The organism is Agrobacterium sp. RC10-4-1 (assembly GCF_014138475.1).
Lineage (GTDB): Bacteria > Pseudomonadota > Alphaproteobacteria > Rhizobiales > Rhizobiaceae > Agrobacterium > Agrobacterium pusense.
In genome coordinates this window covers 32914-53978 of the sequence record NZ_JACJIT010000003.1, presented here as the reverse complement: position 1 = coordinate 53978, position 21065 = coordinate 32914, and the positions used below count along the sequence as shown (strand labels likewise).

The following is a 21065-nucleotide window of genomic DNA, read 5'->3' as shown; positions in this document are numbered from 1 at the left end:
GGTTAACCCAAAAATCAGCTTTTCGGGACAGCCCTGAAATTCGCGGAGTATTTTCGTCCCGATTGTGCGATTAGTGATCCACAAATTTTAGGGTGATCTGCTTTGCTTCGGCCTAAGCCGGCTGAAGTCTCGCATTGCGCAGCCGGACGGGGTAGTTTTGCAAAAAGTTCATTCCATTCAGTTTTTGCGGGCGGTTGCCGCGCTTTCCGTCATGTTTTTTCACATTGTCGGGGCTCCTCTGACGATAGGCGCCGCCGGGGTGGATGTGTTTTTCGTAATATCGGGATTTGTGATGGGCATGGTCGGCGATAAGGCGACACCCACCAAATTCCTGCGTCATCGGCTTTTCCGTATCGTGCCGCTCTACTGGGCCGTTACATTGCTCATGTGCCTTGGCGCGCTGGCAGGCGTGTTTTCCACATTCACCTTTACCATGGACCATCTCTGGAAATCTTTGCTGTTCATCCCTTATGCGGATGCTTCGGGCCAGGTCACTCCTCTCGTGATGGTGGGCTGGACGTTGAATATGGAGATGTTCTTTTATCTCGTTTTTGCGTTGGGTCTTGCACTGCGCGCGCCCATTTCCGTGACGATCATTGTCCTGACGGGCATGGTCTGCCTGGGGCAACTGGCGGACTGGCAGTCTCCCTTCATGCAGATCTGGGCCTCGCCGCTGCTGCTGGAATTCCTCGCCGGTCTTGTCCTGTCGCAGATTGCCTTTGCGGGCGTGCGCAGCGGCGCTGCGGCCCTGGTGCTTTCTTTTGTCGGCTTCGCTTTCGCGGCCGGTATCGGTGAGCAATCCGGCCTTCTGCGCATCGCGAGCTGGGGCGTGCCAGCCTTTCTGCTGGTGGTGGGCTGTGTGTGGATCGAAAGAGCGGGTGGCTGGCCCATCGCGTGGCTGAAGCCCTTTGAAATCATCGGGGACGCCTCCTATGCGCTTTATCTCCTGCACGGGCTGGTTATTTCCGTGGTCTACAAGATCATAGCGCCGGGCCCTGCGGCGGGGATCGTGGTTGTTTTTGCGGCATTGGCTGTCTCGGTTGCAGCACATCTCCTGTTTGAAAAACCGGTGATCAGGCTTCTCAGGAAATTCGCAGACCGTGGCATCGGTGGTCAACGTGCCGAGGCCGTGGGCTGATCGCCGCTTCGCATAAAACCTTGACCCTCAGGCCACGCCGTGGCACCAGTCCGCATCCGAAGTAAGTCAATGCTTACTTGTCCTCCTAACGCCGCGATGACTGCAATGACCGATGTTCCCGACCATATGAACCCGAAGCGTTCCTTTCAGGCGCTGATCCTGACGCTGCATAATTACTGGGCCGACAAGGGCTGCGCGGTGCTGCAGCCTTACGATATGGAAGTGGGCGCGGGTACGTTCCATCCGGCCACGACGCTGCGCGCACTTGGGCCGAAGCCGTGGAAGGCCGCTTATGTGCAGCCCTCGCGCCGCCCGTCGGACGGCCGTTACGGGGAAAACCCCAACCGTCTGCAGCATTATTACCAGTATCAGGTCATCCTGAAGCCAAACCCTTCAAACCTGCAGGAACTCTATCTCGGTTCGCTGAAGGCAATCGGCCTCGACCCTCTGCTGCATGACGTGCGCTTCGTCGAAGACGACTGGGAAAGCCCGACGCTCGGTGCCTGGGGCCTTGGCTGGGAATGCTGGTGCGATGGCATGGAAGTGTCGCAGTTCACCTACTTCCAGCAGGTCTGCGGCATCGAATGCTCGCCGGTCGCGGGCGAACTGACCTATGGTCTGGAACGCCTCGCCATGTATGTCCAGGGCGTCGACAATGTCTACGACCTGAACTTCAACGGCCGCGAGGGCGAAGAGAAGATTTCCTATGGCGACGTCTTCCTGCAGGCCGAGCAGGAATATTCCCGCCACAACTTCGAATTCGCCGATACAGCCATGCTGCATCGCCATTTCATCGACGCCGAAAAGGAGTGCCAGGCGCTTCTCGCTGCCGGTGCGCCCGGGGACAACGATAATCAGCGCCTGCACAAATGCGTGTTCCCGGCCTATGACCAGTGCATCAAGGCCAGCCACGTCTTCAACCTTCTGGATGCGCGCGGCGTGATTTCGGTGACGGAACGTCAAAGCTATATCCTGCGCGTGCGCACGCTGGCAAAAGCCTGCGGCGAAGCTTTCCTGCTGACGGATGCGGGCGGGCTGAACTGGAATAGGGCCGCTTGATTTTTAGCGGTAAGCTCTTGTCTAACTTTGATGATTTGAAAGGCCGTTCTTGACGGCCTTTTATTTTGTGTGGATTCGTATGGCTGAATAGCGCAATGGGTTTAACCGTGAATAATATTAGAAATTTCTGTTTTCTATATGTGCTTACACTCGGATGCGTTCTCGGTAATGGCGCGGCTGCGGAAACGACAGACTGGATGAGCGGCAACGATGCCTTTGCCCGCGCCGACAAGCTGCGTTCTTTCGGAATGATCGTCACCCGCATGGAGTGCAAGGATAGCGGCCAGCGCTCTCTCGATGTGGGCAGCGCGCTCGTCCGCATGCACTACACGCGCAATACGAAAATGCTCGACTGGGTCATAGACGGCTGGAATCATCTGGAGGGAAACAAGGAATATTGGGCTGAGCGAGGCTACAGGCTTGCCTCCTATACTCTTTTTGTCCGTAAGGTATCCGGCCTGAAATTATATTGTACCGTCTTTTATAAATAACGGGCGCTGCTTCCTGCAGCGGGTCCGTTCCGCCAAAAGCGGACAGAATGAGCGAAGCCCCATGACTTTGCGGTAATGAGCGGTTATCGTGCGCGCAACGAAGCTGGGAATCGCAATTCATGTTCATCACGCTGGCAATCATCGCGGCAATCGCGCTTTATGTTGTCTTCATCTATAACGGTCTCGTCAAGGCGCGGCAGATGAAGGAAGAGGCGTGGTCGGGCATCGACGTGCAGCTGAAGCGCCGCGCCGATCTCATCCCCAACCTCATCGAGACCGTGAAGGGTTACGCGGCCCATGAAAAGAGCACCTTCGAGGAGGTGATCAACCTGCGCAACCGGGCGCAGGCCGTACCGGCGGGAGACGTTGAAGGCCGCGCCCAGGCGGAAGGGCTGCTGTCGCAGGCGCTCGGCAAGCTTTTTGCACTTGCCGAAGCCTATCCCGACCTCAAGGCCAACACCAACTTTCTGGAATTGCAGCGCTCGCTCGAAACCATCGAAAGCGAACTCCAGATGTCGCGCCGTTATTACAATGGCGCTGCCCGCGATCTTAACGTCAAGGTGGAGAGCTTCCCGTCCAATCTCGTGGCGGGGCAGTTCGGTTTTGCCAAGGCGCCCTATTTCGAGATCGACAACCCGGCCGACCGCGCCGTGCCGACGGTGAAGTTCTAAGCACCGGCTCACAAATTCCCGCCGATATTCCGATAGCCCGGCTTTGCGCCGCATTCTTTGACAAGACGACGATCATGATCGAACTGACCATCACCCCGCCCGGCCACCCGCTTTCCGGCAAGGTGGAGCCGCCCGGTTCCAAATCCATTACCAACCGTGCACTTCTGCTGGCCGGGCTCGCCAAGGGCAAAAGCCGTCTCACGGGCGCGCTGAAAAGCGACGATACGCTTTACATGGCAGAAGCGCTGCGTGAGATGGGTGTCAAGGTAACCGAGCCTGACGCGACCACCTTCGTGGTGGAGAGTTCAGGTGGGTTGCATCAGCCGGAAAAGCCGCTTTTCCTCGGCAATGCCGGCACAGCTACCCGCTTTCTCACCGCCGCTGCCGCCCTTGTGGATGGCGCCGTCATCATCGATGGCGACGAGCATATGCGCAAACGCCCGATCATGCCGCTGGTGGAAGCCCTGCGCTCCCTCGGCGTTGAGGCGGAGGCGCCGACCGGCTGCCCGCCCGTCACCGTCTGCGGTAAGGGTACTGGCTTCCCGAAGGGCAGCGTCACGATCGACGCCAACCTTTCCAGCCAGTATGTGTCCGCACTTCTGATGGCCGCCGCCTGCGGCGACAAGCCTGTCGATATCATCCTCAAAGGTGAGGAAATCGGCGCGAAGGGCTATATCGATCTCACCACATCGGCCATGGAAGCCTTCGGCGCAAAGGTGGAGCGGGTCAGCAACGCCATCTGGCGCGTGCATCCGACCGGCTACACGGCGACCGATTTCCATATCGAGCCGGATGCCTCGGCCGCCACCTATCTCTGGGGCGCTGAGCTTTTGACCGGCGGCGCCATCGATATCGGTACGCCGGCCGACAAGTTCACCCAGCCGGATGCCAAGGCCCATGAGGTCATGGCGCAATTTCCGCATCTGCCCGCCGAAATCGACGGTTCGCAGATGCAGGATGCCATTCCCACCATTGCCGTTCTCGCCGCCTTTAACGAAACGCCGGTGCGTTTCGTCGGCATCGCCAATCTGCGCGTCAAGGAGTGCGACCGAATCCGCGCCGTCTCACTCGGCCTCAACGAAATCCGCGATGGTCTGGCGCATGAGGAAGGCGACGACTTGATCGTGCATTCCGATCCTTCGCTTGCGGGCCAGACGGTGAATGCCTCCATCGACACTTTCGCCGACCACCGTATCGCCATGAGCTTTGCGCTGGCGGCGCTGAAGATCGGCGGCATTGCCATCCAGAATCCGGCCTGCGTGGGCAAGACCTATCCCGGTTACTGGAAGGCGCTCGCCTCGCTGGGAGTCGAATACTCGGAAAAGGAAACCGCTGCCGAGCCGCAGCATTAGAAGAACGGTATTGGTTTTCCGTCATTCCGGCCCTGAGCCGGAATCCAGTGCGATCAAGTCCTTGATCGCGAAAGACTCTTCAAGCCGCGCAGACGCGCGGCTGCTGGATACCGGGTCTAGCCCGGTATGACGGCAATGACTGTATTCTGAAACCGGAAACGCTCCATTCCCTTAAGGAGAAATCACCCGTGAAGACCATCGCCGCAAGACTTCTCGCGCTGTTCGTCTTCCTGGGCGCGGCCTTCCCGGCTTTCGCGGAAGAGTTCATCCGTTCGTATCATTCCGTCATCGAGGTTGCGCAAGAGGGAAAGCTGACGGTGACGGAAACCATCACCGCCCGCGCCGAAGGCCAGAACATCAAGCGCGGTATCTTCCGCGATTTCCCGCTTTACGCGCTGGATGCGAATAACCGCCGCACCAAGGTGGATTTCAACGTCGTTTCGGTGGAGCGCGACGGTGCGCCCGAGAACTGGCGCACCGAAACCATCGATGGCGGTATCCGCATCTATACCGGCAGCGCCGACCGTTTTCTGCCGACCGGCGAACATATCTTCCAGATCACCTACACCACCGCCCGGCAGATCCGTTATTTCAGCGATTATGACGAGCTGACCTGGAACGTCACCGGCAATGGCTGGCAATTCCCCATGGGCGAGATTTCCGCTACCATCACGTTGCCTGATGGTGTCAAGGCGACGGATACCGCCGTCTTCACCGGTCCGCTTGGCGCAAAAGGCAAGGACGCCCGCATCCTCAGTGAGGGCAACGAGGTTTTCTTCGCCTCCACTCGCCCCTTTTCGGTGGGCGAGGGCATGACGGTTGCGGTGAAACTGCCCAAGGGGGCTATATCGGCTCCTGACACCACGCAGGAGGCGGGGTGGTGGCTGCGGGACAATCTCGCCATCCTCCTTTCGGGCGGCGGTCTCTTCGTCGTGCTCCTCTATTATCTGCGAGCCTGGTTCGCCGTGGGCCGCGATCCGGCAAAAGGCGTCGTCGTGCCGCGCTGGGACGCGCCGGATGGACTTTCCCCGGCGCTGGTCAATTACGTCGATAACCGCGGTTTTTCCGGCGCAGGATGGACGGCGCTTTCCGCTTCGGCACTTGATCTGGCCGTAAAAGGTTATGTGGTTCTGGAGGACCTGAAGAACGCCATCGTCATCCGCCGCACGCAAAAGGCGACGGCCGACAACCTGCCGACGGGACAGAAGACGCTGCTTTCCTCCATCGGTGGGCCGGGGGAGACGCTAACCATCGACAAGGCCCATGGGGCGGAGGTCGAGAAGGTCGGCAAACAGTTTCGCGCAGCGATAGAGAAAGAACATCGCGGCAAGTATTACCGCAGCAATGCCGGCTACACCGTCTTCGGTATCTTCCTCAGCCTCGCCCTCATCGTTGCGACGCTGGTCTTCGGCGATCTGGATGAGAGCGCCATCGCCGCTGTGCTGGTCTTTGGCTTTTTTGCTTTCTTTTTCAGCATCCTTTCGATTGGCATCGGCCGGCAGTTTTCGCGCGGCGCGCCGCTGCGCAAGCGGATCGGGGGCATCGTCATGCTCGCCTTTGCCGGTTTCGTGGCCTTTTCGGCCATTGGCGGCATCGCCACGCAAATCCTGCTTGACGTTACACATGACACCAAGTCACTGGCGCTCGCTGCCATCGGCGGAATCGTGCTCACCAATGCGCTGTTCCTGTTTCTGATGGGCGCGCCGACGCCGCTCGGTCGCAAGCTGATGGATGGCATCGAAGGCCTGCGGACCTATCTGACGCTGGCCGAAAAGGACCGGATGAACATGGCGGGCGCGCCGGCCATGTCGCCGCAACATTTCGAAACGCTGCTGCCCTATGCCGTGGCGCTTGGCGTCGAAAAGCCCTGGAGCCGTACGTTCGAGACCTGGCTCGCGACCGCCGCCGCCGGTGCCGCCGCGGCAAGTTATGCGCCCGGCTGGTACCTGGGCAGCAATTACGGCAGCTTTGGCGACAGGATCGGCGGGTTCTCAACCTCTATGGCAAGCACAATCGCCTCCACCATTCCGCAGCCTGTCAGCTCTTCCGGCTCCAGCTTCTCAGGCGGGGGCGGGGGCGGTTTTTCCGGCTCTGGCGGCGGCGGTGGCGGTGGCGGCGGCTGGTGATGCCTGCCGCGGTAATTTAACCGATAGCTGGTGACTTTTGCCGCTGGTCTTGCTAAGTCCGCGACACTCTTTTGCAACAGATTAAAGTCCTTATCCCATGCCCGATCTTCTGCTTGAACTTCGCTCCGAGGAAATCCCTGCCCGCATGCAGCGCAAGGCGGCGGGCGATCTGAAGAAACTCGTCACCGATGCGTTGGTGGAGAGAGGGCTGACCTATGAAGGTGCGCGCGAATATTGGACACCGCGTCGCCTGACGCTGGATATTCGTGGCCTCAACGCCCGCTCGGCCGATGTGCGTGAGGAAAAGAAGGGTCCGCGCACCGATGCCAATGAAAAGGCCATCGAAGGCTTTCTGCGTGGCGCAGGCCTCAACGATATCTCGGAAGCGCAGGTTGTTTCCGATCCGAAGAAGGGTGATTTCTACATCGCCATCATCAACAAGCCGGGCCGTCCGGCGGAAGAGATCATCGCCGAGGTGATGCCCGGCATCATCCGCTCTTTCCCCTGGCCGAAATCCATGCGCTCCGGCCCCGCTTCGATGCCGAAAGGCTCCAGCTATGCCGGTATCGAAGGCAAAGGTTCGGAAAGCCTGCGTTGGGTGCGGCCGCTGCAGTCCATTGTCTGCCTGTTCGGCCCCGAACACGATGAAACGCAGGTCATCCCGTTTGCCATCGATGGTATCGTTGCCGGCAACGTCACCTATGGCCATCGTTTCCATGCGCCGGGTCCGATCACCGTGCGCCGTTTCGAGGATTATGTCTCAAGCCTCGAAAAGGCGAAGGTCATTCTCGATGCCGAGCGCCGCAAGGACATCATCGTGCACGACGCCAAGGACCTCGCTTTCGCCAACGGCCTCGACCTTGTGGAAGACGAAGGCCTGCTGGAAGAAGTTTCCGGCCTGGTCGAATGGCCGCAGGTGCTGATGGGCACTTTCGAAGAGGACTATCTGCAAATCCCCGCAGAAATCATCCGCCTCACCATCAAGACCAACCAGAAGTGTTTCGTCACCCGCAACCAGGGTGCGGAAGAGGGCCTTTCCAACCGCTTCATCCTTGTCTCGAACATCGAAGCGAGTGATGGCGGCAAGGAAATCATCCACGGCAATGGCAAGGTCGTGCGCGCGCGCCTGTCGGATGCCCGCCATTTCTGGACCCGTGACCAGGGTGATCTGCCCGATCTTGAGACGTTGAAGGACTCGGCTGCAAAATTCAGCCTCGATCTTAAAAAGCCCCTCGACCAGCGCATGGCGAAGCTCGATGCGCTCAACGTCACCTTTCACGCCAAGCTCGGCACGCAGGGCGAGCGCGTATCCCGCATCCGCGAACTGGCGAAGACTTTGGCCCCGATCGTCGGCGCCGATGCCGCGCTGGTGGACCGCGCCGTTGTGCTGGCCAAGGCCGACCTGCGCACCGAAGCCGTCGGCGAATTCCCCGAGCTTCAGGGCCTGATGGGCCGCAAATATGCGGCGCTTCAGGGCGAAAACGAAAGCGTTGCGGCCGCCATCGAAGATCACTACAAGCCGCAGGGTCCTTCCGACCGCCTGCCGGCTGACAAGGTGGCGATCACGGTCGCTCTCGCTGACAAGCTCGACACTCTCGTCGGTTTCTGGGCCATCGATGAAAAGCCGACCGGTTCGAAGGACCCCTTCGCGCTGCGCCGTGCGGCGCTGGGTGTGGTGCGTATTCTGCTCGAGAAGAACGTCCGCCTGCCTTTGCTGAGTGTTGCCAAGGACCCGGACCTTCTCTCCTTCTTCCACGACCGCCTGAAGGTCTATCTCCGCGATCTCGGCGCGCGTTACGATCTGATCGACGCCGTCCTGACGCCGGAATCCGACGACCTGCTGATGATCGCCCGCCGTGTCGAAGCGCTCACCGCCTTCATCACCGGTGAGGATGGCCGTAACCTTCTGGCAGGCGCCAAGCGCGCCACCCAGCTTCTGGCCGCGGAGGAGAAGAAGGGGACTGTGGTGGCGGATGGCGTTTCGGAAGAGTTGTTGAAGCTCGATGCCGAAAAGGCGCTTTATGCGGCGATCAAGACCGCGTCTGCCGATGCCGCGAAGGCTGTTGCCGGCGAAGATTTCCGCTCTGCCATGCAGGCGCTTTCGACGCTTCGCGCGCCCGTCGATAAATTCTTCGAAGATGTGCTCGTCAACGACGAGGACGCGGCCATCCGCGCAAACCGTCTGGCGTTGCTGAAGGCCATTCGCGAGGCAACTGGCACGGTTGCGGATTTCTCGAAGATAACGGGCTGATAGGGTTGGGGTAGCCGTACATGTCAGTGTGCGCGGTTCACCCCCCTCTGTCCTGCCGGACATCTCCCCCTCAAGGGGGGAGATCGACCTGTGGCGAGCTCTCAACCACATTGAACGTTTCGGGAAGAGGGGGAGCATGCCTCTCGCCGATCTCCCCCCTTGAGGGGGAGATGCCCGGCAGGGCAGAGGGGTTAAGCCACAGCCTCAACTCCCGCAGGATAACTTCCCATTGACCCACCCCACCTCCAAAATCCTCATCAGCGCCTGCCTCCTCGGCCAACCTGTCCGTTACGACGGCAGAGGCAAGCCCTTCTTCCACCCGGCGATCGACCGCTGGCGCAGCGAAGGCAGGCTGGTGGCGATCTGTCCGGAGATGGCGGGCGGTATGCCCGTGCCGCGCCCGCCGGCGGAAATCGAAGATCGTGCCTCCGGTTTCGATGTGCTGGAGGGCCGCGCCCGCGTGCTAGAGGTGACCGGCGGCGATGTCACGGCGCAATTCATTGCCGGCGCAGAAAGGGCGCTGGCCTTTGCGAGGGCCAATGCCTGCACATACGCGCTTCTGATCGACGGCAGCCCGTCCTGTGGATCGGTTGCGATCTATGACGGTTCGTTTTCTGGCGTCAAACATGCGGGCAATGGGGTGACGGCGGCGCTGCTCGAAAAAGCCGGTATTGCCGTTTTTTCACCTGCCGATATCGACCGGCTGGATGTGCTGACCCGTTAAAAGAAAAGCGCCGGAGTTCCCCGGCGCCTTTGTTCATCGATAGTCTTGCGGCGTATCACCCCGCCATGCGCAGCTCATGCGCCATGGCATGAAGCTGGTGACCGGACGACACGCGGAAGCCGCGGATGAGGTTCAGCAGTTCCTCGGTGTCCACGGCAAGCGCTTCCGCCGAAGCCGTGGTTTCTTCCGCCATGGCCGCATTGTGCTGGGTGGCGACGTCGAGCTGGTTGAGCGATGAGGAGATCGAGCGCAGCGTCGTATCCTGCTCGGCTGCCGAATGGGCGATCTTGCTGACGATCTCGTTAGCGGATTTGATCTGGTCCGAGATACGCTTCAGTGCATCGCCGGCCTCGCCCACAAGCCGCACGCCATTTTCCACCTGGGCGGAAGAGCGGGCGATCTGGTCCTTGATCTCTTTGGCGGCAGCCGCGGATTTCTGTGCGAGTTCGCGCACTTCCTGCGCTACCACGGCAAAGCCCTTGCCAGCCTCACCCGCGCGAGCAGCTTCGACGCCGGCATTCAGTGCCAGAAGGTTGGTCTGGAAGGCGATATCGTCGATCACGCCGATGATGTTGGAAATCTGGTCGGAAGACTGCTCGATGCCGCTCATCGCCATGATCGCTTCTTCCACCACACGGTCGCTGCGCATGGCTTCCGAGCTGACGGTGGTGACACGCTTGGCGGCGTCAGCTGCCCCTTCCGCCGTCTGGCGCACCGCAACGGTCAGTTCGTCAAGTGCTGCGGAGGTCTCTTCCAGATTGGCAGCCTGCCGTTCGGTACGCTGCGATAGCTCGTTGGAGGCCTTGCGGATTTCTTCCTTTGAGCCGCCAATGTCGATGCTCTTGGAATTTACCTTGGCCATGGCGGCATCGAGATGGGTCAGGGCCTCGTTGAAATTGTCGCGCAGCGTTGCGTAACGGTTGCCGAGGTCGCCGCAGCGCACGGTCAGATCGCCGCCGGCCAGCTTTTCCAGCGCCTCGCCGATGGTGGCGACCACACGCGCCTGCAATTCTGCTTCGTCGCGCTGCATGTCGAGGTTGTTCTGGCGCTCGGCATTGAGCTGTTGCTGCTGTTCTTCCTCACGGCGCTGCATGGCATGGCGCTCGCGTACCTTGTCCTGAAGCGAGGCAGTAGCCTTCGCCATCATGCCCACTTCGTTGGTGAGGCCAGTATGGGGAATGGCGAGCGAGACGTTTTCATTGGCGACTTCGCCAAGCGCGCGGTGAATATCGCCGAGGGGCTTCGAGATACCACGGATGACATAGAAAGCGGCTGCAAGCGCCAGCACGAAGATCAACGCGCCGATGGATAGCGCCTTCATCACCTCGCCGCGCACCTGTGCGTTCAGATCATCGATGTAAACGCCGGTCACGACCACCACCTGCCAGGGTTCGAAGGCAAGTGCATAGGAGCTCTTGGCGTAGTCATTGCCTTCCATGCCGGGCTTCGGGCCGTAGAAATCCGTCTGGCCGCCGCCATTGCGACCAAGCCGCACCAGCTCGTCACGATAAGCGAAACCCTTGCTGTCAGGCTTGCCCTTGAAGTTCTCGCCGACGCGCTTGGCATCGGGATGGAACTTCATCGTCACATCGTAATCATAACCGAAGAGGTAGCCATCCGGGGTGAAGCGTATGGCGCTGACGGTCGCATAAGCCTGCTTCATGGCCTCGTCGCGCGAAAGGGTGCCGGCCTTTTCCTTGTCGTGGAAGGATTGCAGGATGGAGATGGCCGACTGCACCTGAGTCCGCAGCATTCCGTAGCGTTCCTCATAGATCGCGTCGGTGGCGGACTTGAGCTGGTAGAAGGTTGCCACGGCGAAGGCGGCCATCAGGGCCACTACGAGAACGATCAACTGACGGGAAATGGAAAGGTTCTTCATGGGCGCTCACAAGCGTTTGGCCTCGCGCGCCTCGCTTTGCCGCGCGCTGCCGGTGTTTCGGAAAAGGGAGAAGCGCATGATGCGCCGGGAAAGGCCCGAAGAGCGGTATCCGCCCAAGGCCTTATGCTGTGCTGCATTGCACCATGAGATGACTTAGCAGCCAAAAATTTGAAGATATATTTAATTAGTGGAAGCTTTATCACGCCAGCCGGCGGAATAACCCCTGGAGGATTTTTAATTCCCCAAATGGTTGCTGACGGCCTTTAAAAATACAGCGCGGACGCGATTGTTTGACATTTGTCATCCAATCCGCAGGTCAGTTGCCGCGCAATTGGAAGTCCGGGAAGTTGCTCGGAGCGGGCAAGGCAGACGCGCGTGAGGAGGCCGCCGCATCGGTACTCGAAATTTCCCTCGTAGCCGCAGTGGTGGTCGTCATGTCTATGCCGGCGGGCGTCGCAGCGGTTTCCTGCGTGTGCGCCGTTGGCTCCACGTCGTCATAGGTGGCGATTGCGGTGCCAGACGCTTCCTTCGGCATCCATGCCGGATTGGTGCTGACAAAAGTCACGGGCGCGCCGCCGAGCCATGCTTCCGTGCGCACCAGCGTCTGCTTGCCATCCACTTCCCGCATTTCCGTGTGCTGGGTCCCGGGTTTTATGGAGGGAATACTGTAAACCTGCGCCGCGGTTTTCTCCTTGACCTGCTGGCAACCCGTGCAGTCGCGACGGATGAAGCTGCCATTGGTGGTATGAACACCGTTGATATATTCGATGGAAGACGCCATGGCAGACCCGCCGGTCAGCACGACAATCGCTGTCAGAAGAAGACGCCGCATCGAAAAAGCCCCCAAATAACGGCGCCGCCTCGTGATACGGGCAAAGTGCGCCATTCCATGTTCGGGCAAGTATTACCGGCGTTTCGTTTCCATCGGGTCAGCAAACTTGGTAAAAATTGAACGAAATATTCGTTGACGGCCCGTTTGATCTAAAAATCAGGCCTTTTCGCGCGCCACAGCCTGCCAGCCGATATCGCGCCGGCAAAAGCCGTTTTCCCACTCCACCCTGTCCGCCAGCGCATAGGCGTGGGCCTGCGCCTCCGTCACGGTCTTTCCAAGGGCAGTAACGTTCAGCACGCGGCCACCCGTAGCCACCAGCCTGTCGTCCTTCAACGCAGTCCCGGCATGGAACACCTTCGCTTCTTCGCTCGCTTCAGGAATATGCGCGATCGTCGTGTTCTTGTCGTATGCGCCGGGGTAACCCTTGGAAGCCAGGACGACGGTCAGCGCAGCCTCGTCGCGCCATTCCGCGTCAACCCTGTCCAGTGTGCCAGTGGCCGTGGCGTAGAGGATGGGCAGCAGATCACTTTTCAGGCGCATCATCAGCACCTGGCATTCTGGATCGCCGAAGCGCACGTTGTATTCAATGAGTTCCGGGCCCTTGGCGGTAATCATCAGTCCAGCAAAGAACACGCCGGAGAAGGGATTACCATCTTTCGCCATGCCCGAGATCGTCGGCTCGATGATTTCTTTCATGGTGCGCTCCACCATGGTCGCGGTCATTACGGGGGCGGGCGAATAGGCACCCATGCCGCCCGTATTCGGACCGGTATCACCATCACCGACGCGCTTGTGATCCTGCGCGGTTGCGAGCGCCAGCGCGGTCTTGCCGTCGGAAAGGCAGAAGAAGCTCGCTTCCTCGCCATCGAGGAAGGCCTCCACCACCACTTCGGCGCCGGCCGCGCCGAAAGCGCCGTCGAAGCAGTCGTCAATCGCGGCAAGCGCTTCCGCTTCCGTCATGGCCACGGTCACGCCCTTGCCGGCGGCAAGCCCGTCGGCCTTGATGACGATGGGCGCACCCTGTGCGCGGACGTAGTCCTTGGCCGGCTCTGCGGATTTGAAACGCTGGTAAGCGCCGGTCGGAATATCGTAGCGCGCGCAGAGATCCTTCGTGAAACCCTTGGAACCCTCCAGCTGCGCTGCCGCTTTCGATGGCCCGAAAGTGGCGATGCCGGCGGCACGCAGGTCATCCGCCAGACCGGCGACCAGCGGTGCTTCCGGGCCGATGACGACGAAGTCGATTGCCTTTTCTTTCGCAAAGGCGATGACGGCAGCATGATCTTCCACGTTCAGCTCCACGAGCGTCGCATGGTCGGCGATACCGGGATTGCCGGGGGCGGCGTAGAGCGCATCAAGCAGGGGAGACTGGGCGATTTTCCACGCCAGCGCATGTTCGCGTCCGCCGGAACCGATCAACAGAACTTTCATGGTCAATACCCCTGCAAAATTCGCCAGTAACCTTGTGTCAGGGGCGTTAAGGGCAGGGGGGCGAAAGGTCAAGACGAATATGTGGCGATTGCCTCGCGTTCAGCCTGCGAACAGAGGCTGCAAATCCCTCCTCCGTCATGCCGGACTTGATCCGGCATCCAGCCACGGCGCGTCTGCGCCGTGAAAGAGTCTTAAGCGATCAAGGACTTGATCGCACTGGACCCCGGATCAAGTCCGGGGTGACGGTGTGCGGATGGTGCCGTTCTGCATCAGAAATCGCTTTTCGAGACGCCGCGGTCACTACGATGAATTGCCTGTCTTTCCCCTGAAGTCAGCCTTTCCTGTGGAATCGTTGTCGCCTCTTGTTGTCACGCCACAATCAGACATTATGGTCGCCGCTCCAGATATGACAGCAGAGACCCATATGACCGCAGACAACGCCCGCCTCGCCACGCTCATCGCCTCCGAAATCAACGCCCGCCCCGATCAGGTAAAGGCGGCGGTGACCCTGCTGGACGAGGGCGCGACCGTTCCCTTCATCGCCAGATACCGCAAGGAAGTGACGGGAGGGCTTGACGATACCCAGCTGCGCACGCTTTCCGAACGCCTTGTCTATCTGCGCGAACTCAATGCCCGTCGCTCTTCCATCGTCGATTCCATCAGCGGGCAGGGAAAGATGACCGATGAGCTGATGGTCAAGATCATGCAGGCGGGCACCAAGGCTGAGCTGGAAGACCTCTACCTGCCCTATAAGCCGAAGCGTCGTACCCGCGCCGAAATCGCCCGCGAAAGGGGTCTTGGCCCGCTTGCCGAAGCCATATGGGAAAACCGCGCCGCCGATCCGGCGAAACTGGCGGAGGCCTATGTGCAGGGAGAGGTGGCCGATGTGAAGGCGGCGCTCGAGGGCGCGCGAGACATCGTGGCTGAAACCATGACGGAAAATGCCGATCTGCTTGGCCGCCTGCGCGATTACATGCGCCAGAACGCCACCTTCCGCGCCAAGGTGGTGGATGGCAAACAGGCGGCCGGCGAGAAGTTTTCCGATTATTTCGACCATTCCGAACGCTGGGCGGCGGTGCCGGGCCACCGGGCGCTCGCCATGCTGCGCGGCTGGAACGAGGAAATTCTGACATTGACGATCGATGTCGATGCAGACGATCCCGCACCGGTGAAGCCGGCGCAGCGCACCATCGCCGCCGCCTTCGATATCCGCAATGCTGGCCCCGCCGATCAATGGCTGATGGAGGTCGCCGGCTGGACCTGGCGCGTGAAACTCTCCATGTCGCTGTCGCTCGACCTGATGCGCGAGTTGCGTGAGCGGGCGGAAGAAGAGGCGATCAACGTCTTCGCACGGAACCTCAAGGATCTCCTGCTGGCCGCTCCCGCCGGATCGCGCGCCACCATGGGTCTCGATCCGGGCATCCGCACCGGCGTCAAGGTGGCCGTGGTCGATGGCACCGGCAAGCTGCTGGACACCTCGACGGTTTACCCCTTCCAGCCGAAGAACGACGTGCGCGGCGCGCAGGCGGAACTCGCCTTGCTCATTCGCAAGCACAGTGTCGAGCTGATCGCCATCGGCAATGGCACCGGCAGCCGCGAGACGGAAAAGCTGGTGGCCGATCTTCTGGCCCAGCTGCCGGCTTCCGCTTCAGGTACAAAGCCCACCAAGGTAATCGTGTCGGAGGCGGGCGCATCCGTCTATTCCGCTTCGGAGCGGGCGGCGGCCGAATTCCCCAATCTCGACGTTTCGCTACGTGGAGCAGTCTCCATCGCCCGCCGCCTTCAGGACCCGCTGGCGGAACTGGTGAAGATCGAGCCGAAATCCATCGGTGTCGGGCAATACCAGCACGATGTCGATCAGGGCCGCCTCAGCCGCTCGCTCGATGCCGTGGTGGAAGATGCCGTGAATGCCGTCGGCGTGGACCTCAACACGGCCTCGTCGCCGCTTCTGGCGCGCGTTTCCGGTCTCGGTGCCTCGATTGCCGATGCCATCGTTGCCCATCGCGATCAGACCGGTCCATTCGCGAGCCGCAAGGAATTGCTCAAAGTGCCGCGCCTCGGCCAGCGCACCTTCGAACAATGCGCGGGCTTCCTGCGCATTCCAAACGGCAAGGAGCCGCTGGATGCTTCGTCCGTTCACCCGGAAGCCTATGGCGTGGCGAAGAAGATCGTCGCCGCCTGCGGCCGCGATCTGCGCTCGCTGATGGGCGATAGCGCCACCTTGAAGTCGCTTGACCCTAAGAAGTTCATAGATGAGCAATTCGGCCTGCCGACCGTCAAGGACATCATCGCCGAACTGGAAAAGCCCGGCCGTGACCCGCGCCCGAGCTTCAAGACCGCGACCTTTGCCGAGGGTGTGGACGAGATCACCGATCTGAAACCCGGCATGTTGCTGGAAGGCACCGTTACCAATGTGGCTGCCTTCGGCGCCTTCGTGGATATCGGCGTGCATCAGGACGGGCTGGTGCATGTCTCGCAGCTCGCCGACCGTTTCGTCAAAGACCCGCATGAGGTCGTCAAGGCGGGTGATGTCGTCAAGGTGCGAGTCGTTGAAGTGGATGTGAAGCGCAAGCGCATCGGGCTGACCATGCGTAAGGATGGTGGTGAGGCTGCGCCGCAGCCGATGCGGGAGAGGGGCAATACAAACGCCATGCGCCACGCGACAGCCAAGCCCAAAGATCGCAACGAGGGGTCGCAATCCGGTGGTGCACTGGCAGCTGCCCTGGCTGAAGCCATGAAGCGGCGCTGACCTGCGGTTGAAATGATTTTTCTGAGTAAAGCCCTGCCATACACCTCGGCAGGGCTTTTTGCTTGATGAAATCGTTCAATTTTTTTGAAATAAGACTATCTTGCAACTTATGCCGAAAGGAATACGGTCAGCAAAATTGATAAGTGAGACTTAGCAATTGGGGGTGCCATGGCGTCGTCTCTGCATGTTCTTCTCGAAAAGATAATCAAGAACGGTGATCTGACCGTCAACAGCCCCGGCGGCAGCCGCGCATTCGGCAATGGTGCCGGAAAGAAGGTGGTTCTCAACTTCACCGACGAAGCCGCCATGCAGGAGATTGCCGCCGATCCGGCGCTCAAGCTTGCTGAAATGTACATGGAAGGCCGCGTGAAGGTCGCGGAAGGCGACATTTATGATTTTCTGGCGCTGGTCAAAAGCAATACGCTGAGCGAAGCCCTGTCCTTCGGCATGATCTGGCGTGGCATGGCTCGCATCATCGCCGCCCGCATCAAGATGCATCTGCCGGTCAATCACAACAAGAGCAACGTCGCCCACCATTATGATCTGAGCGCAAAGCTGTTTGACCTCTTTCTCGATGAGGACTGGCAATATTCCTGCGCCTATTTCAATCCGCCCGGCATCAGCCTTCATGAGGCGCAGGTCGCGAAAAAGCGGCACATCGCCGCCAAGCTGATGACCGAGCCGGGCCAGAGTGTTCTGGAAATCGGCTCCGGCTGGGGCGGCATGGCCATGTATATCGCCGAGAGCGCCGGAGCCGATGTCACCGGCATCACGCTTAGCGAGGAACAGCTGCGCGTTTCCCGTGACCGAGCCGCAAAACGCGGTCTTGCCGGCAATGTCCGCTTCGAGTTGCAGGATTACCGTTATCTGCCTGCCTCGAAAAAATACGACCGCATCGTCTCCGTCGGCATGTTCGAACATGTCGGGCCGACCCATTATCGCGACTATTTCGAGAAGGTGGCGGAGGTGCTTGATGACAAGGGCGTGATGGTGCTGCATTCCATCGGTCAGCCCTATCCGGCACTGGCGACCAACCCCTTCATCGAAAAATATATTTTTCCCGGCGGCTATATCCCATCGCTCGCGGAAGTGTTGCCGGCCCTCGAGAAGTCGCGGCTGCTGGTAAAGGATATCGAAATTCTGCCCATGCATTATGCCCATACGCTTCGCCACTGGCGGGAACGTTTCGTGGCACGCAGGGCAGAAGCGATCGCGCTTTACGATGAGCGCTTCTTCCGCATGTGGGAGTTTTATCTGGCGGGGTCGGAAATGGCCTTCACCCATGAAAACTTCCACATCTTCCAGATCCAGATCGCCAAGGACCGCGATGCCGTGCCGCATAATCGCGACTACATTGCGCAGAACGAGGCAAAGCTGCTGGAGTTTGAGAAGACCCGGGCGCCGCTGGAGAAAGTGACATTCTGACGACGGTGTGGGCGACGAGTGACCGAATTGCGGAGAGTATTGACAAGCGTCTCCGCAATCTCGGTGTCATCCTCGGGCTTGTTCCGAGGATCTATCCACGATGCGTAAAGTCCTTTGGTCGCAGATGCTCGGGACAGGCCCGAGCATGACGAACGAGAAGTTTGGCGCCGTGCCGTGAGCCTCGCAGTGGTGTCTGCGTCTTAACGCACTGGTTAATCGAATGGAAAGACAATCCCTCTAATTCTACGGACACCTGTCTGTATTGCGTTTCTGGGGTTCTTTCATGTTCAAGCCATCAGCGGCCGTTGCCGCCTGTGTCGTATCGCTTTTTGTCGTGGGCAATGCCCATGCAGATGGCTGGTTTTCCGGCGACTGGTATCTGAAACTCGGCGGCGCGGGTTTCACCGCGCCGAAATATCAGGGCGATAACAAGAATGAATTCGGCTTTTCGCCCATCATTTCCCTCGGCCGTCAGGGGCAGGGCGCCCGTTTCACCTCCCGGAACGACAGCGCCTCGATCTCGCTTCTGGATAACGGCCCGATCAGCATGGGTCTTGCCGGCCGCCTGATTTCTCCACGTGATGAGGGTGATTCTGCCGATCTGAAGGGCATGACGCGTATCAAGCGCGGCGGCGAGCTTGGTGGTTTTGCCGAGGCTTATCCGACCGACTGGCTGCGCGTTCGCGGCGAAGTTCGTCAGGGCATCCGCAGCCACAGCGGCGTGGTCGGAGATGTCGCTGTCGATGCCTTCACCGATATCGCCCCCGGCATCCAGATTTCGGCCGGCCCGCGCGCCACGTGGGTGAGCAGCAAATACAATGAACGTTATTACGGTGTGAGTGCGGCACAGACGGCCGCCGGCGCGCCATCGCCCTATAGCCCGGGCGGCGGCCTGCATTCGGCCGGTATCGGCGCCGCCATCACCTGGAAAGTCACCGAAAATGCTGAAGTCGGCTCCTTTGCGGAATATCGCCGCCTGACCGGCGATGCCGCGGACAGTTCGCTCGTGCGCGAGCGCGGTTCGAAGAACCAGTTCATCATCGGGGTTCAGGCGAGCTACAAATTCAATTTCTCCCTGCCCTGACACGAGTGGAGATATGCTCCTGAAAAGCCCCGCCGCGAACAGCTGCGGGGCTTTTCTGCGTGTACGGTCGGCTGCTGAAATCCATTCCGATTTTGCGGCTGATGCTGTAGAACCATCCCATGGTTCACCACAGCGATTTGTCAGACCGCGTCTCCGACGCGCCATCCAATAACTGGGTCTATCGGATTTTGCCGAGGCCCCTCTGGCCCTATGCGCAGCTGGCCCGGTGGGATCGACCCATCGGCTGGCAATTGCTGATGTGGCCATGCTTCTGGTCCGCAGCCCTCGCGGCCAACGCGGCGGTGTCGACCGGCGGCTTTTCCTGGGGCACGCTGCTCTGGCACCTAGTGCTGTTCTTCATCGGATCGGTGGCGATGCGCGGCGCGGGCTGCACCTATAATGATCTGGCCGACCACAAGATCGACATGGCAGTGGCGCGCACCCGCTCGCGACCGCTGCCGTCGGGCCGGGTGAGCCGCGGACAGGCCAAGGTCTTCATCGTCCTGCAGGCGCTTGCCGGGCTGGTCGTCCTCCTGCAGTTCAACAGTTTCGCAATCGCAACCGGTATGTTCTCGCTGTTCTTCGTGGCGATCTATCCCTTCGCCAAGCGCTTCACCAACTGGCCGCAATTTTTCCTCGGTCTTGCCTTTTCCTGGGGCGCGCTGATGGGCTGGGCGGGGCAGTTCGGATCAATTGCCTGGCCGGCTGTCCTGCTTTATGTCGGCTCCATCGCCTGGACGATCGGTTATGATACAATCTACGCCCATCAGGACAAGGAAGATGACACGGCGGTGGGCATCGGTTCTACCGCCCTCCTGTTTGGAGAAAACACACATCGCTGGCTGGTTTTCCTTTATGGCACAGCCCTTGCCATGATGTTCCTGTCGTTCTGGACGGCGGGTGTTAACGTCATTGCTTATAGCGGACTTGCCGCCGCGGCTCTCATGCTGTTCCGGCAGGTATGGGTGCTTGATATCGATGACGTTGACCAGTGTCTCGTGCTGTTCAAATCCAACAACCGCGTCGGCGTGCTGATTTTCGCAGGGCTCACTCTGCCGCTGCTGCTGGTGTAAGCTGCTGGAATAGCGAATACGAAAAAGCCCGGTCGCGTCATCCGCGCCGGGCTTTTGTGTTCTGGATTGAAGAAGATCAGTTGCGGGCGATGATTTCCTTGCCCTCGATCTTCATGCTCATGCCGAGCGAACCGGTGGAACGACGAACGAGGAAGCGCGGGCGGCGCTCCGCGAAATAGGAATGGCGGCGGCGCGGACGGGTATTCTGGGTGCGCACCTTGCCGAGATGTTCTTCCAGCGGACGGGCGACGCCATCGGCTTCCACCATCAGCATGGGAATGCGGTAGGCCTCGGACCAGCTGCGCCAGTCGGCGGCGATATCGCACAGATCGTGGGCGACGAGAAGCGGAACGCAAAGATCCGGATCGTCGTGATGCAGTTCGAGAGTCACCGTCACCTGCCCGTCACCATGGTCGATGGCGCGGGCGGCAACACCCTTGAAGGCGCGGGCAGGCAGGGCGAAGGACAGAGGCAGGCCGGAAGAGGACAGAACCTTTCTCAGAACGGCGCCCCGTTCATCGAGGGTGACGGCGACATCGGTCGCGCCATTGCCTTTTCCATAGGTGACCTGTTGCGGAAAACGTGCCGGGTCTAACCTGAGAGTGGCGACGGCCCAGTCGGGCTTCAGAACGGTCTTGGTCATGTTTATTCTACCCTTGTTTTACCTGAGAGCCGGTTTCCGGTCTTCTCATCGGGACTTTTCGTCCTCTGATGTCAGGAGAATATCCGCCGCCTGTTCGAGACTGCTTAAAAATCGCGGTTAAGAAAACTTTGCATTCCCAA

The 21065-nt window shown here is 60.0% G+C and carries 16 protein-coding genes; 12 read left to right on the top strand and 4 right to left on the bottom strand.

Features of this window, described 5'->3' with window-relative positions; genetic code table 11:
- Positions 1–157 precede the first annotated feature (157 nt).
- The 8 genes from FHW77_RS08775 (at position 158) to FHW77_RS08740 (ending at position 9812) form a co-directional block, all read left to right on the top strand.
- A complete protein-coding gene (locus FHW77_RS08775; RefSeq protein ID WP_004440116.1) occupies positions 158–1138 on the top strand; it encodes an acyltransferase family protein in 981 nt (326 codons plus the stop codon).
- A gap of 96 nt (positions 1139–1234) precedes the next feature.
- Positions 1235–2197 (top strand): glycine--tRNA ligase subunit alpha, encoded by a 963-nt coding sequence (locus FHW77_RS08770; protein WP_020813609.1) that lies wholly within the window; start codon positions 1235–1237, stop codon positions 2195–2197.
- Positions 2198–2304: 107 nt separating this feature from the next.
- On the top strand, positions 2305–2688 hold the full coding sequence (locus FHW77_RS08765; protein ID WP_223215408.1) for a hypothetical protein: 384 nt from the start codon (positions 2305–2307) through the stop codon (positions 2686–2688).
- A 119-nt stretch (positions 2689–2807) separates the two neighbouring features.
- Entirely contained in the window at positions 2808–3359 is a 552-nt protein-coding gene (locus FHW77_RS08760; protein ID WP_004440119.1) for a LemA family protein, read from the top strand.
- 74 nt (positions 3360–3433) lie between these two features.
- Positions 3434–4711 carry a 3-phosphoshikimate 1-carboxyvinyltransferase gene (gene aroA, locus FHW77_RS08755; RefSeq protein WP_004440121.1) on the top strand — a complete coding sequence of 426 codons (1278 nt, stop codon included), beginning with the start codon at positions 3434–3436 and terminating at the stop codon, positions 4709–4711.
- A gap of 188 nt (positions 4712–4899) precedes the next feature.
- On the top strand, positions 4900–6837 hold the full coding sequence (locus tag FHW77_RS08750; protein WP_004440123.1) for a DUF2207 domain-containing protein: 1938 nt from the start codon (positions 4900–4902) through the stop codon (positions 6835–6837).
- A 97-nt stretch (positions 6838–6934) separates the two neighbouring features.
- Positions 6935–9088 carry a glycine--tRNA ligase subunit beta gene (gene glyS / locus FHW77_RS08745; RefSeq protein WP_182590446.1) on the top strand — a complete coding sequence of 718 codons (2154 nt, stop codon included), beginning with the start codon at positions 6935–6937 and terminating at the stop codon, positions 9086–9088.
- Between the two features lie 229 nt (positions 9089–9317).
- Positions 9318–9812 carry a 2-thiouracil desulfurase family protein gene (locus tag FHW77_RS08740; protein ID WP_004440127.1) on the top strand — a complete coding sequence of 165 codons (495 nt, stop codon included), beginning with the start codon at positions 9318–9320 and terminating at the stop codon, positions 9810–9812.
- A 55-nt stretch (positions 9813–9867) separates the two neighbouring features.
- On the opposite strand, the gene FHW77_RS08735 is transcribed toward FHW77_RS08740, so the two are convergent.
- From FHW77_RS08735 to purD, 3 genes are all read right to left on the bottom strand, one after another.
- Positions 9868–11691, bottom strand: coding sequence for a methyl-accepting chemotaxis protein (locus FHW77_RS08735; RefSeq protein ID WP_004440129.1), 1824 nt, complete (start codon positions 11689–11691; stop codon positions 9868–9870).
- 316 nt (positions 11692–12007) lie between these two features.
- The gene (locus FHW77_RS08730; protein ID WP_004440131.1) at positions 12008–12523 is read right to left on the bottom strand and encodes a plant virulence effector HPE1-like domain-containing protein; all 516 of its coding nucleotides are present in this window, start codon (positions 12521–12523) and stop codon (positions 12008–12010) included.
- Between the two features lie 156 nt (positions 12524–12679).
- A complete protein-coding gene (gene purD, locus FHW77_RS08725) occupies positions 12680–13951 on the bottom strand; it encodes a phosphoribosylamine--glycine ligase (RefSeq protein WP_004440132.1) in 1272 nt (423 codons plus the stop codon).
- Between the two features lie 424 nt (positions 13952–14375).
- Here purD and FHW77_RS08720 point away from each other — a divergent pair, with 424 nt between their 5' ends.
- The 4 genes from FHW77_RS08720 (at position 14376) to ubiA (ending at position 20282) form a co-directional block, all read left to right on the top strand.
- Positions 14376–16700 (top strand): Tex family protein, encoded by a 2325-nt coding sequence (locus tag FHW77_RS08720; protein WP_182590445.1) that lies wholly within the window; start codon positions 14376–14378, stop codon positions 16698–16700.
- A 168-nt stretch (positions 16701–16868) separates the two neighbouring features.
- Positions 16869–18125, top strand: a complete 1257-nt coding sequence (locus FHW77_RS08715) for a cyclopropane fatty acid synthase (protein ID WP_004440136.1) — start codon at positions 16869–16871, stop codon at positions 18123–18125.
- 283 nt (positions 18126–18408) lie between these two features.
- Complete coding sequence (locus FHW77_RS08710; RefSeq protein ID WP_034496302.1) at positions 18409–19209, top strand: MipA/OmpV family protein; 801 nt, start codon at positions 18409–18411, stop codon at positions 19207–19209.
- 119 nt (positions 19210–19328) lie between these two features.
- On the top strand, positions 19329–20282 hold the full coding sequence (gene ubiA / locus FHW77_RS08705) for a 4-hydroxybenzoate octaprenyltransferase (protein ID WP_004440139.1): 954 nt from the start codon (positions 19329–19331) through the stop codon (positions 20280–20282).
- Between the two features lie 76 nt (positions 20283–20358).
- On the opposite strand, the gene FHW77_RS08700 is transcribed toward ubiA, so the two are convergent.
- A complete protein-coding gene (locus FHW77_RS08700) occupies positions 20359–20925 on the bottom strand; it encodes a DUF6101 family protein (protein ID WP_004440141.1) in 567 nt (188 codons plus the stop codon).
- Between the last annotated feature and the right edge of the window lie 140 nt (positions 20926–21065).